The sequence below is a fragment of the Lysobacter enzymogenes genome (assembly GCF_017168095.1).
GTDB lineage: Bacteria > Pseudomonadota > Gammaproteobacteria > Xanthomonadales > Xanthomonadaceae > Lysobacter > Lysobacter enzymogenes_D.
In genome coordinates, this window is the sequence record NZ_LXSD01000273.1 from 1 (window position 1) to 12,188 (window position 12,188).

General features: G+C 71.2%; 10 protein-coding genes. 3 read left to right on the plus strand and 7 right to left on the minus strand.

Annotated elements, in window-relative coordinates; all coding sequences use genetic code 11:
- Together A7A76_RS08015 and A7A76_RS08020 are read right to left on the minus strand one after the other, a co-directional pair.
- Positions 1-287: biotin/lipoyl-containing protein (locus tag A7A76_RS08015; RefSeq protein ID WP_343225300.1), on the minus strand; the 287-nt coding region annotated here is incomplete at its 3' end.
- A gap of 115 nt (positions 288-402) precedes the next feature.
- Positions 403-3,234, minus strand: a complete 2,832-nt coding sequence (locus tag A7A76_RS08020) for a 2-oxoglutarate dehydrogenase E1 component (RefSeq protein WP_206410706.1) — start codon at positions 3,232-3,234, stop codon at positions 403-405.
- Between the two features lie 361 nt (positions 3,235-3,595).
- On the opposite strand from A7A76_RS08020, the gene A7A76_RS08025 reads away from it, so the two are divergent.
- The gene (locus A7A76_RS08025; RefSeq protein ID WP_206410707.1) at positions 3,596-4,051 is read left to right on the plus strand and encodes a hypothetical protein; all 456 of its coding nucleotides are present in this window, start codon (positions 3,596-3,598) and stop codon (positions 4,049-4,051) included.
- Positions 4,048-4,590, plus strand: a complete 543-nt coding sequence (locus A7A76_RS08030) for a hypothetical protein (RefSeq protein WP_206410708.1) — start codon at positions 4,048-4,050, stop codon at positions 4,588-4,590. The genes A7A76_RS08025 and A7A76_RS08030 overlap by 4 nt, the downstream gene beginning before the upstream one ends.
- Positions 4,591-4,789: 199 nt before the next feature.
- Here the strand turns inward: A7A76_RS08030 and A7A76_RS08035 are convergent, their stop codons facing one another.
- The 5 genes from A7A76_RS08035 to purB all read right to left on the minus strand — a co-directional run bounded on the left by A7A76_RS08035 (position 4,790) and on the right by purB (position 10,306).
- On the minus strand, positions 4,790-5,710 hold the full coding sequence (locus tag A7A76_RS08035) for a GNAT family N-acetyltransferase (RefSeq protein WP_241200803.1): 921 nt from the start codon (positions 5,708-5,710) through the stop codon (positions 4,790-4,792).
- A complete protein-coding gene (locus A7A76_RS08040; protein ID WP_206410709.1) occupies positions 5,707-7,011 on the minus strand; it encodes a cupin domain-containing protein in 1,305 nt (434 codons plus the stop codon). The genes A7A76_RS08035 and A7A76_RS08040 overlap by 4 nt, the downstream gene beginning before the upstream one ends.
- A gap of 186 nt (positions 7,012-7,197) precedes the next feature.
- The gene (locus A7A76_RS08045; protein ID WP_074869930.1) at positions 7,198-7,593 is read right to left on the minus strand and encodes a VOC family protein; all 396 of its coding nucleotides are present in this window, start codon (positions 7,591-7,593) and stop codon (positions 7,198-7,200) included.
- 88 nt (positions 7,594-7,681) lie between these two features.
- On the minus strand, positions 7,682-8,602 hold the full coding sequence (gene bla, locus A7A76_RS08050; protein ID WP_206410710.1) for a subclass B3 metallo-beta-lactamase: 921 nt from the start codon (positions 8,600-8,602) through the stop codon (positions 7,682-7,684).
- A 327-nt stretch (positions 8,603-8,929) separates the two neighbouring features.
- On the minus strand, positions 8,930-10,306 hold the full coding sequence (gene purB, locus A7A76_RS08055; protein ID WP_206410711.1) for an adenylosuccinate lyase: 1,377 nt from the start codon (positions 10,304-10,306) through the stop codon (positions 8,930-8,932).
- A gap of 371 nt (positions 10,307-10,677) precedes the next feature.
- On the opposite strand from purB, the gene A7A76_RS08060 reads away from it, so the two are divergent.
- A complete protein-coding gene (locus tag A7A76_RS08060) occupies positions 10,678-12,144 on the plus strand; it encodes an aspartate ammonia-lyase (RefSeq protein ID WP_206410712.1) in 1,467 nt (488 codons plus the stop codon).
- Positions 12,145-12,188: the final 44 nt, after the last annotated feature.

Sequence of the window (12,188 nt, forward strand, 5' to 3'; positions counted from 1 at the left end):
GCCGGGGCGGCTTCGGCCTTGGCGGCCGGAGCGGGCGCGGCGGCAGCGGCGCCGGCCTCGACGATCGCGATCAGCTGCTGGCTGGTCACGGTCGCGCCTTCCTCGAACTTGATTTCCTTGAGCACGCCGTCGACCGGCGAGGGCACTTCCAGCACGACCTTGTCGGTTTCGAGGTCGACCAGGTTCTCGTCGCGCTTGACCGCGTCGCCGGGCTTCTTGTGCCACGTGGCGATCGTGGCGTCGGAGACCGACTCGGGCAGAACGGGGACTTTGATCTCGGTGCTCATGGGGCAGGCATCCTGGAGTGCTTGGAACGTGCTTGAAAGGGAGATTTCGAATCTGGGTGTTCGGCGAAGGACCGGCGCCTTTCGCGGCGCCGGCGCTTCGCGTGGAGCCGGCGCCTTACTCGGCGCTCGACTCGCCGTGCAGCGAATTGACCAGCGCGTCGGCGACCAGCTTGGTCTGCTCGGCGACGTGATCGGCCAGGTGACCGGCCGCCGGCGACGGCGAACGGGCGCGCCCGGCGTAGTGCAGGGCCTGCTTCGGCGCCAGGCACGCGGTCAGGTGGTGGCGGATCTGGTACCACGCGCCCTGGTTCTGCGGCTCCTCCTGGCACCACACCACGTCCTTGGCGCCGGCGAAGCGCTTGAGCTCGGCGGCCAGGGCCTCGCGCGGGAACGGGTAGAGCTGCTCGACGCGGACGATGGCGACGTCTTCGACGCCGTCCTTCTGCGCCTGCTCGAACAGGTCGTAATAGACCTTGCCCGAGCACAGCACCACGCGCTTGACCTTCTTGACGTTGGCCGCGCTGTCCGGGATCAGGTGCTGGAACTCGCCGCCCGCCAGTTCGTCCAGGCTCGACACCGCCAGCTTGTGGCGCAGCAGCGACTTGGGCGTCATCACCACCAGCGGCTTGCGCGTGCTCATGCGCATCTGCCGGCGGATCATGTGGTAGGCCTGGGCCGGGGTGGTCGGCGCGCACACCAGCATGTTCTCCAGCGCGCACAACTGCAGGAAGCGCTCCAGGCGCGCCGAGCTGTGCTCGGGGCCCTGGCCTTCGTAGCCGTGCGGCAGGAACAGCGCCAGACCGCACAGGCGGCCCCACTTGGCCTCGCCCGAGGACAGGAACTGGTCGATCACCACCTGCGCGCCGTTGGCGAAGTCGCCGAACTGCGCTTCCCAGATGTCCAGGGTCATCGGATCGGCGGTGGAGTAGCCGTACTCGAACGCCATCACCGCTTCTTCCGACAGCAGCGAGTCGATGATGGTGACGTCGGAGGGGTTCCTGACCAGGCGGCGCAGCGGCATGACGTATTCGTCGGTGCTCTGCTCGTGCAGGATCGCGTGGCGGTGGAAGAAGGTGCCGCGGCCGCTGTCCTGGCCGACCAGGCGCAGCTTGTAGCCTTCGCTGATCAAGGTGGCGTAGGCCAGGTTCTCGGCGAAGCCCCAGTCGCCCGGCTGCTCGCCGGCCGCCATCTTGCGGCGGTCTTCATAGATCTTGGCCACGCGCGGGTGCAGCTTGACGCTGTCCGGGATCGCGTTGATCTCGACCGCGAGCTGGTCGAGTCTGCCGCGGTCGAAGGTGGTGTCGACCGGATCGCTGAGCTTGCCCTGCAGGTACTTGGACCAGTCGATGGTGAACTCGTCGGGCTTGACCTCGACCAGTTCGGTGGTGACCTCGCCGGCGTCGAGCTTGTTGCGGTAGCCGTCGACCAGCGCCTGCGCATCCTCGGCCTTGATCGCGCCTTCGGCGATCAGCTGGTCGGCGTAGAGCTCGCGCGGGGTCTTGTGCTTGCGGATCACCTGGTACATCAGCGGCTGGGTCGCCGCCGGCTCGTCGGCCTCGTTGTGGCCGTGGCGGCGGTAGCAGACCAGGTCGATGACCACGTCGCGGCCGAAGCGCTGGCGGAAGTCCAGCGCCAGCTCGGCGCAGAACACCACCGCTTCGGGGTGGTCGGAGTTCACGTGCAGGATCGGCGCGCCGACCATCTTGGCCACGTCGGTGCAGTACAGCGTGGAGCGCGCGTCCTGGCGCTCGGAGGTGGTGAAGCCGACCTGGTTGTTGATGACGATGTGCACGGTGCCGCCGACGGCGAAGCCGCGCGCCTGCGACATCTGGAACAGCTCCATGCCCACGCCCTGGCCGGCGAACGCGGCGTCGCCGTGCAGCAGCACCGGCAGCACCTGGGCGCGGCCGTTGTCGCCGCGGCGGGTCTGGCGCGAACGCACGCTGCCGGCGACCACCGGGTTGACGATTTCCAGGTGCGAGGGATTGAACGCCAGCGCCAGGTGGACCGGGCCGCCCGGGGTGGCGACGTCGGCGCTGAAGCCCATGTGGTACTTCACGTCGCCGCTCTTGGCGTGCTCGTCGTGGTCGAACTTGCCTTCGAACTCGTCGAACAGCTTGCGCGGCGGCTTGCCCAGGGTGTTGACCAGGACGTTGAGGCGGCCGCGGTGGGCCATGCCGATGACCACGTCCTGCACGCCCTGCTCGCCGGCGCGGCGGATGGTCACGTCCATCAGCGGGATCAGCGCGTCGCCGCCTTCCAGCGAGAAGCGCTTCTGGCCGACGTACTTGGTGCCCAGATACCGCTCCAGGCCGTCGGCCGCGGTCAGGCGCTCGAGGATGCGGGCCTTGTCGGCGGCGCTGCGGCCGAACTTGCCGCCGGCCGCTTCCAGGCGTTCGTACATCCAGCGGCGCTGTTCGGCGTCGGCGATGTGCATGAATTCGGCGCCGATCGGGCCGGTGTAGGTCGCCTTGAGCAGGGCGACCAGGTCGCCGAGCTTCATCCGCTCCTTGCCGGCGACGCCGCCGGTCGAGAATTCGACCGACAGGTCGCTTTCGGACAGGCGGTGGAAGCCCAGCGCCAGGTCCGGCGCGTCGGGCTTCTGCAGCAGGCCGAGCGGGTCGATGTCGGCGGCGAGGTGGCCGCGCGAACGGTAGGCGGTGATGACCTTGCCGACCATGCGCTCGCGTTCGTCGCTGCCCGAGGACGCGCCGGCCGCGGCGACCGCGCCGCGCGCGGCGTTCCTGCCCGCCTGGGTGATGCTTTCGATCGCGGCCGAGTGCGGCACATCGCCGGCCTCGCGGCCCTTGAAGCCGTCGAAATAGGCTTTCCACTTGGGCCCGACGCTGTCGGGATCGACCAGGTACTGCTCGTACAGGTCTTCGATGAAGGCGGCGTTGGCGCCGAGTTGCGAGGACTGCGAGAACTGCTTCAGGAGACTGTCCACGATGGCTATCGGGAAACTCTAGGGGACGGGAATGGGGTCGGCGCGCGCGCGCAGGGCGCCAGGCGCAGACAAGGCTCGGAATTATAGCGGCAGTGTTAAGCGCAAAGGCATAACTACTTACGTCTATGTGGCGGTTTTGGTTCGATTTCCGATCCCGGCCCGGGCCGGACCGCCGAGCCGACCGTTCCGGCAAGGCCGCCGGCGGGGCGGGGCGTCAGCGCGAATCCGCTCAAAAATCTTGGGACAGCGCCGGCGCTTTCAAGCCGCGGGCCCGGCCGCCGCGGTTTAGCGTGCGCTCAGCCCGGCGCGCGCGTTGGCTGCGGCCGTATCATCGGCGCCGGTCGACAAGGAGTCCGGCGTCATGTCCGCAGGCGCAATGCGATGGAGTTTGCTGTTGGTCCCGGCGCTGGCGAGCTGCGCGCCCCAGGACGATCCGCAGCGGCGCACGGCCGAAGCCGAGGCCAGGGCGGCTGGAACCGATTTCACCGCCGAGGCCGCCGCCGCCGCGGCCGCGAAGCCGACCCGGGCCGCGACGCCGGCCTCGTTGGCCAGCCTGCGCGAGCGCGTCCAGGCCCTGGTGCCGGCCTCGTGCCGGATCGACAGCGTCCGCGCCGAGGGCGAGCTGCTGTGGCTGAGCGGATCGGCCGAAAACAATGCTGCCGTCGCCGCGTCCATGCGCGCGATCGAACAGGCCGCGGCCGCCGCCGAGCCCGCCGGGCGTCTGCCGGGTACCGAGCTGATCTTGCTGGAGCGGCGGGCGGACGGGCGCGACCATTTCGAGATGCGGGTGCGTTCGGCGAAGTTGTCGACGCCATGAGCCGCCTCGATCTTCATCGCGACGCCGCTCGCGGCCGCTGGTTCGCGAGCGGCGGCCAGCGAGGCCCGCACCATCCGCGCTGCGTCCTCGCGCCGGCGCTGCTGTGGCTGGCATCGCTGTGCGCGGTTGCGGCGCCGGCCTTCGCCCAGGCGCCGGCCCCGGGCGCGAATGTGGCCCCGAACGTGGCCCCGAACGTGGACGCGGTGGTCCAGGCCGGGCGCTGGAGCGAGGCCGAGGCCGGCGAGGGCGGCTACCGCGTCGTCGTCATCGGCCAGGGCTTCGAGCACGTCTCGACCCGGGTGCTGGCGCAGTGGAAGGCCGACGGCGGTGAGGACGGCCAGGCCCGGATCGTGCATGAAGCCGAACTGGTGGCGCCCGGCAGTTACTCGCTGGCGGCGCCGAAGCTGACGCCGACTGCGTCGGGCGTGCGGGTGGAACTGCGCGGCGTGGCGACTTACGACAGCCGCCGCCGGGTGGTGTGCCGGTTCGACCTGGCGCCGGGCGGCAAGGTAACGGTGGTGCGAGCCTGCGGCCTGTGATGGCCGGCCCTGGCTTTTAGGGGAAGGGCTACCACGGGAGGGGCTACAGCCCAGGGCTTTTGCTTTTGTGGGAGGGGCTTCAGCCCCGATGCTCTTTTTTCAGATGGCTGCGACCTGAGACAAAAGCATCGGGGCTAAAGCCCCTCCCACAAAGGCCTCTCCCACAAAAGCCCCTGCTACAAGTGCCGGCCGCCTGGGCTCAGATCCCCAGCGCGCGGAACTCCGTGCACGGCCGCGCGCGTTCCCACATCGGCTCGAACCGGGCGCGCAGCTGGCGCGCGCGCGGGCCGTCGTCCAGGCGGGTCTCGCCGTCGAAACGGTGGCCCAGCGGCCGGTAGTACCAGCCCTCGCGGTCGTTGACGCAATAGGCGGCCGGGTCGTTCTGATCGACGGTTTCCTCGACCGCGCGGAACTCGAACGCGGTCGGCAGGCGCTGGGCCAGGCCGATCAGCGGCGCCAGCGCGCGCTGCGGCGCGGCCGGGTCGTGCAGCAGCACCCGCACCTGGCCGCCGTCGACGGCGAAACGGCGCAGCGCCGCCAGCGCGTCGGCGCGGTCGAGCAGGCCGGGATCGAGCTCGCGGCTGCAGATCCACAGCGCGCGCCGGGCCTGGGCCAGCAGCCCGGCCAGCGCCGCCGCCGCGGCCTCGCGGCCGTCGACCGGATTGGCCGCGCCGAGCAGGCGGTACATCGCCAGATGCTCGATCCCGCCGGCCTCCTCGAAGCGCGGCCCGAACGGCAGGAACCCCTGGCGGGCGTAGAAACCGATCGCGCTGGCCTGGCTGTGCAGCGACACCTCGCGCCAGCCCAGCGCGCGGGCGCGCGCGACCAGCGCCTGCAGCAGCGCCTCGCCGACGCCGCGGCCGCGCCACGCGGCCAGCACCGCCATGCGCCCGATGCGCCGGTCCGGAGTCAGCCGGCCGGTGCCGATCGGCGCGCCGTCGGCGTCGAAGGCCAGCACGTGCTGGCATTGCGGGTCGCGGCCGGCGTCCAGCTCCAGTTCCAGCGGCACGTTCTGTTCGCGCACGAACACCGCCTCGCGCACCGCGCGCAGGGCCGGCAACGCGGCGGCGTAGTCCTCGACCGCGACCACGCGAAAACCGGCGGGCGGGGCCTGGCTCATTCTTCTTCGTCTCCGAAGGCGTCGCCCGCGTCGTCGGCCTCGTCGTCGTGGCCGAGGCGGTAATGGCCGCCGGCGACCAGCTCCAGCACGCAGGCGCGGCCGGCCTCGGACAGGGCCGAATAGCCGGCCAGATCGAGTTCGGCCGCGGCCGCCAGCGCCTGCGCGTCCTTGGCCGGCAGCGCGTATTCCTGGCCGCTCACGTACAGGCGCGCGGCGCGGCCGCGGGCGTGGGCGCGGCGCCAGGCCATGCGCGACCACGGGTGGCGCCACAGGGTCGCGCCGTGCTGCAGGGCGAAGTCCAGTTCGATCCGCGACGGCGCCGGCGCGCCGCCCGCGGACACTTCGCCGGCGGCGCGGTAGACGGTGATGAAGCGGCCGAACCAGTCGCCGAGGCGGTCGGGGTCGTTCATGCGCAGCGCGTTCAGGCCCTGCACCACGCGCTCCATCGCCGCGGCGTCGATCTCGTTGGGATCGCGCGGCGGGGCCAGGTCCGGGTCGGTGTAGCGCAGCGCCTCGTCGGCGTCGGCGGCGAGGGTGTCGATGTAGTCGCCCATCAGCTCGGCCGCCGACGGCGCGCGCATGCCGACCGAGAAGGTCAGGCAGGCGTCCTCGGCCACGCCGTGGTGCGGCACGCCCGGCGGCAGGTAGAGCATGTCGCCGGGGCCGAGCACCCAGTCGTGGCTGGGCTCGAATTCGCGCAGCAGCTTGAGTTCGGCGTCGGCGCGGAAACCCTGCGGCGGGTTGGGCCGGGCGTCGATCTGCCAGCGCCGATGGCCCTGGGCCTGGAGCAGGAACACGTCGTACTGGTCGACGTGGGCGCCGACCGAGCCGCCGGGCGCGGCGAACGACACCATGATGTCGTCGATGCGCCAGCGCGGCAGGAACGAGAACGCCGGCAGCAGCGCGGCGACGTCGGCGTCCCACTTGTCCACGTCCTGCACCAGCAGGGTCCAGTCCTGCTGCGGCAGGCCCGGGAATTCGGATTCCTCGAACGGCCCGTGCCGCACCGAATAATGATCGCGCGCGCGGTCGTGCTGGATCAGCCGCGCCAGCGCGCCTTCCTCGCAGGCCAATCCGGCCAGGTCTTCGGGCTGCAGCGGCGATCGCAGGCCGGGGAAGGCGTTGCGGATCAGCAGCGGGCGCTTTTGCCAGTAATGCGCGAGGAAGGTCTGCGCCGGCATGCCCAGCGGCGGATGCGCGGCGGCATCGACGACGAGGGTGGGGGCGGCGTTGGCGCGGGCCTTTGCGGCGGGCTTGCGGGCGGGCTTGCGGGCGGAAGGGTCGAGCGGACGGGTGGCCATGGCGGTTCGGCGCTGCGGCGGTGCGCGAAGATGAAAGCGATATTGTCGCTCATCGCGGACGCAGGCGGCGCGGACCGGGCCGCGGCGGCGCGGCGATCCGCCGCGCGAATGCGGGCTTGCGACCTGGGTCGCACGTCGCGTCGCACGCCCGTGAGAGCGCCCGGGCCCGGCAGCGGGCGACGCGGTTCACTGCGCGATTTCGTCGTAACCGCGGCCGAGGAACTGCAGCAGGCACCAGCCATGCCCGAACGGATCGGACAATTGCACGATCCGGCCCCAGCTGGCCTTGCGCGCCTCGCCCTCCTGGCGCGCGCCGGCGGCCAGCGCGCTGGCCAGGGCGGCGTCGAGGTCGTCGACCACGATGTCTAGATGCAGCGGCGTCCAGTGCCGCGCATAACCGCGCGCCTGCTGGCCGGCGCCGAGCGAGCCCTCGGGCTTGTGCAGCAGGTAGAACGGCGACGGCGCGCCGAGCAACTCCACCGCATCGCCGATGCGGCGGCCGACGTGCAGGCCGAAGGCGCGGGTGTAGAACGCCAGCGCGGCGTCGAGGTCGGGGACGTCGATGTTGATCAGCAACTGCATCGCAAGTCTCCGCGGACGATTGCGCGCAGTGTGCGGGGGCGGTTGCTAAGGCGGCGTGGTCGTTGCCGCCGCCCGCGCGCGCCGGCGGTCAGCGCGCCGGTGCGGGCTGGGCGCGCTCCTGCTCCAGGCGCGCATCGAGCTTGGCCGCGCCGGCGGCGGCGTAGGCGCGGCATGCGCCGGCATCGACCAGCGGCTTGCGCGGATGCGGCCCGATGCGTTCGAGCAGGTCGCTCGCGCCCGGATGCGGGGTCAGCAGGATGTCGCAGGGCAGGGCCGCGACGGTTTCGATGCTGCGCCGGTACGCCGCCAATGCGCCGGGATGCGCGGCCTCGTCGCTGAAGCGGTAGACCTTGTCGCTGAAGGGCGTGAGGCTGTCGGCGTAAGCGATGTCGCGGCACTGGCCGGCGTCGTCGCACGAGCGCCAGGTCCAGCTGGTGGCGCCGGCGGTATGGCCCGGCGTGGCGTGCGCGGTCAGCGCCAGCGCGCCGAGCCGCAGCGTGCCGCCGTCGTCGATGCGCTGCACGTTCGCCACCGGCGGAAAGCCGGGCACGCTGAGGAACTGCGGATCGCCGCGGTCGGCCTTGCCGCGTTCCAGCGCGGTCGCCGCCGGCTCGCGCGCGACCACGCGCGCGCCGGTGTCGCGCGCGAGCCGGGCGATGCCGCCGGCGTGGTCGATGTGCTCGTGCGAATTGAGGAGGTAGCGCACCTGTCCGGGGTCGAAGCCGAGCGCGCGGATGTTGGCCTCGATGTTCGGCGCGGCGGTGTCGGTGACGCCGTCGATGAGGATGTGGCCGGCGTCGGAAGTGATCAGGATCGCGCTGATCGCGCAGGTGCCGACGTACCAGGTGTTGCCGTAGATGCGGCGCGGCGCGGTGGGTTCGTCCCAGTTCGGCTCGGCCGGGCAGGCGTGGGCGTCGGCGGACTGGGCGAGGTGCGGCGGCGCGCTCGCGCAGGCGGCGAGCAGCGACGCAGCGATGGAAACCGACAGCCGACCGGTGAACGAACGCATGCGCGCAATCCTTATCGAGACGTGGCCAGCACTATCGCGTATTCGGATGCGGCGCGGATCAAAAAGAAATTGTGGCAACGGCAAGGCGGATTTTTGCTTCTGGCCGCGGAGCGCGTGGGATGTAGGTTTCGCCGTGGCTGCGGATTCGCGGTCGCGGCTCGCGCCGCTCCTGCAGCCGCCGCGCCGTGGCTTCGTTTCTTCCTGCAGGAGCGGCGCGAGCCGCGACCGCGCCAATGCGATAACGGCGAAGGCTCCGTCGTAGCCGCGGATTCGCAGTCGCCGCGCCCGCGCAGCAAGCGCGGCGCGCGAGCGCGCCCCGCGGCAGGATCAGATCTCCCGCGCCAGCCGCTCGGCCAGGCCGGTGTAGCTGCCCGGCGTCATCGCCAGCAGCCGCTGCTTGTCCGCGGCCGGCAGGTCCAGCGAGGCGATGAACTCGCGCATCGAAGCCTCGGTGATGCCGTGGCCGCGGGTCAGCGCCTTGAGCTGTTCGTACGGGTTGGGCAGGCCGTAGCGGCGCATCACCGTCTGCACGGCCTCGGCCAGCACTTCCCAGGACGCGTCCAGGTCGGCCGCCAGCCGCTCGGGGTTGGCGCTGAGCTTGCCCAGCCCGCGCAGCAGCGCGTCGAAACCGATCAGGGCATGGCCGAACGCGGTGCCGAGCGCGCGCAGCACGGTCGAGTCGGTGAGGTCGCGCTGCCAGCGGCTGATCGGCAGCTTGGCGGCGAAATGCTCGAACAGCGCGTTGGCGATGCCGAAATTGCCTTCGGCGTTCTCGAAGTCGATCGGGTTGACCTTGTGCGGCATGGTCGAGCTGCCGACTTCGCCGGCCTTGACCGCCTGCTTGAAGTAGCCCAGCGAGATGTAGCCCCACACGTCGCGGCACAGGTCCACGCAGACCGTGTCGATGCGGCGCTGCGCGTCGCAGACCTCGGCGATGCCGTCGTGCGGTTCGATCTGGGTGGTGTAGGGCTGCCAGTCCAGGCCCAGCGAGGCGACGAAGCGCTGCGAGAACGCGGTCCAGTCGATATCGGGATAGGCGGCGACGTGAGCGTTGTAGTTGCCGACCGCGCCGTTGATCTTGCCCGGCATGATCGCGCCGGCGAGGGTTTCGCCCTGGCGCTGCAGGCGCGCGACCACGTTGGCCAGTTCCTTGCCCACCGTGGTCGGCGAAGCGGTCTGGCCGTGGGTGCGCGAGAGCATCGGCAGCGCCGCGTGCTCGTGGGCCATCGCGCGCAGCTTCTGGATCAGCTCGTCGAGCTTGGGCAGCAGCACGTCCTGGCGCGCCTGGTTCAGCATCAGCGCGTAGCTGAGGTTGTTGATGTCTTCGCTGGTGCAGGCGAAGTGGACGAATTCGAGCGCCGGGCCGAGTTCGGCGTCGTCCTTGAGGCGTTCCTTGATCAGGTACTCCACCGCCTTGACGTCGTGGTTGGTGGTGCGCTCGATCTCCTTGACCCGCGCCGCGTCGGCCACCGACAAGCCGTCGGCCAGCGCGCGCAGGCGCGCGCCAGCGGCGTCGGAAAACGGCGCCAGCTCGGCGATGCCCGGTTCGGCCGCCAGCGCCAGCAGCCATTCCACCTCGACCTTGACCCGGGCCTTGATCAGGCCGAATTCGGAGAAAATCGGCCGCAGCGCATCGACCTTGCCGGCATAGCGGCCATCGAGCGGGGACAGGGCGAGCAGGGTGGTCTGGGAGTCGGCGGACATGGCACGCGGTGGGCAGGAAAACAGCCTGCCATTCTACCCCCTGCGGCCTGGACGTGCCGGAGCCGCCGGCCGCCGCCTGTAGGAGCGGCGCGAGCCGCGACCGCGGGGTTACGGACTCGCGCCGCAAACTGCAACCCTGCGGTCGCTGCTCGCGCCGCTCGTGCAACGGCCAGCCCGCACCCCGCAAAGTCGGGCGAAAACCGCGCCAACCCTCGACGCCCATCGCAGCCGCGGCGATCATGGGCGCCGCCAGCGGAATCCAGCCAGCACGGCCGCCGCGTCTCCAGGCTCCCAGCCTGCGGCGCGCGACCGATCTCAGCGACGCGCGGCCGAGCGGACGCGCGTTCCCCCACGACTCAACGGAGTTGGCAATGGCGAGCAAACGCAAGACCCCGGCCCGCGGCGAACGCGCCGCAGCGGCCAAGACCGGCGGCGCGGCCGCGGGCTACCGCATCGAACACGACAGCATGGGCGAGCTCAGCGTCCCGGCCGAAGCGCTGTGGGGCGCGCAGACCCAGCGCGCGGTGCAGAACTTCCCGATCTCCGGCCAGCCGATGCCGCGCGAATTCATCCGCGCGCTGGCCCTGATCAAGGCCGCCGCGGCCCAGGCCAACGGCGGCTTCGGCCTGCTCGAACCGGGCGCGGCGCAGGCCATCGCCGCGGCCGCGCGCGCGGTCGCCGACGGCGGCTTCGATGCGCAGTTCCCGATCGACGTCTACCAGACCGGTTCGGGCACCTCGAGCAACATGAACGCCAACGAGGTGATCGCGACCCTGGCCACGCGCGCGGGCAAGCACGCGATCCACCCCAACGACCACGTCAACCTCGGCCAGAGCTCCAACGACACCATCCCGACCGCGATCCGGGTGTCGGCGGCGCTGGCGGTGCACGAAACCCTGCTGCCGGCGCTCAAGCACCTGCGCAAGACCATCGAGCGCCGGGCCAAGGAATTGAACAAGACGGTCAAGACCGGCCGCACCCACCTGATGGACGCGATGCCGCTGACCTTCGGCCAGGAGTTCGGCGCCTGGGCCGCGCAGCTGTATTCGGCGCAGCAGCGCATCGAGGACGCGCTCAAGCGGCTGCGCCGCTTGCCGATCGGCGGCACCGCGATCGGCACCGGCATCAACGCCGACCCGCGCTTCGGCAAGGCCGTGGCCAAGGCGCTCAGCGCGGTCGGCGGGGTGCGTTTCGAATCGGCCGCCGACAAGTTCGAAGGCCTGGCCGCGCAGGACGACGCGGTCGAACTGTCCGGCCAGCTCAGCGCGCTGGCGGTGGCGCTGACCAAGATCGCCAACGACCTGCGCTGGATGAATTCCGGCCCGCTGGCGGGCCTGGGCGAGATCGAACTGCCGGCGCTGCAGCCGGGCAGCTCGATCATGCCGGGCAAGGTCAATCCGGTGATTCCCGAGGCGATGGCGATGGTCTGCGCCCAGGTCATCGGCCACCACAGCGCGATCACCGTGGCCGGGCAGAGCGGCAATTTCCAGCTCAACGTGATGCTGCCGCTGATCGCCTACGACCTGCTCGATTCGATCCGCCTGCTGGCGCGCGCGATGCCGCTGCTGGCCGACAGCGCCATCGCCGGGCTCAAGGTGCGCGAGGCGCACGTGCGCGAGGCGCTGGACCGCAATCCGATCCTGGTCACCGCGCTCAATCCGATCATCGGCTACGAAAAGGCCGCCGCGATCGCCAAGCGCGCATATAAGGAAGGCCGGCCGGTATTGGAAATCGCCCTGGAAGACAGCGGCCTGAGCGAGAAACAACTGCGCAGGCTGCTCGATCCGGCCGCGCTGACCCGCGGCGGCATTCACGCCGGCGGCGGTGGCGGCGGTTGAGGCGGCCGCGGCCGGGACGCGGGCGGGCGAGGCGGTACGCGACG

Bases quoted from the DNA above. Each gene is read 5' to 3' on its own strand.
- A7A76_RS08025 (WP_206410707.1), top strand. From the start codon at position 3,596: ATGTCCGCAGGCGCAATGCGATGGAGTTTGCTGTTGGTCCCGGCGCTG.
- A7A76_RS08030 (WP_206410708.1), top strand. From the start codon at position 4,048: ATGAGCCGCCTCGATCTTCATCGCGACGCCGCTCGCGGCCGCTGGTTC.
- A7A76_RS08035 (WP_241200803.1), bottom strand. From the start codon at position 5,710: ATGAGCCAGGCCCCGCCCGCCGGTTTTCGCGTGGTCGCGGTCGAGGAC.
- A7A76_RS08040 (WP_206410709.1), bottom strand. From the start codon at position 7,011: ATGGCCACCCGTCCGCTCGACCCTTCCGCCCGCAAGCCCGCCCGCAAG.
- A7A76_RS08045 (WP_074869930.1), bottom strand. From the start codon at position 7,593: ATGCAGTTGCTGATCAACATCGACGTCCCCGACCTCGACGCCGCGCTG.
- bla (WP_206410710.1), bottom strand. From the start codon at position 8,602: ATGCGTTCGTTCACCGGTCGGCTGTCGGTTTCCATCGCTGCGTCGCTG.
- purB (WP_206410711.1), bottom strand. From the start codon at position 10,306: ATGTCCGCCGACTCCCAGACCACCCTGCTCGCCCTGTCCCCGCTCGAT.
- A7A76_RS08060 (WP_206410712.1), top strand. From the start codon at position 10,678: ATGGCGAGCAAACGCAAGACCCCGGCCCGCGGCGAACGCGCCGCAGCG.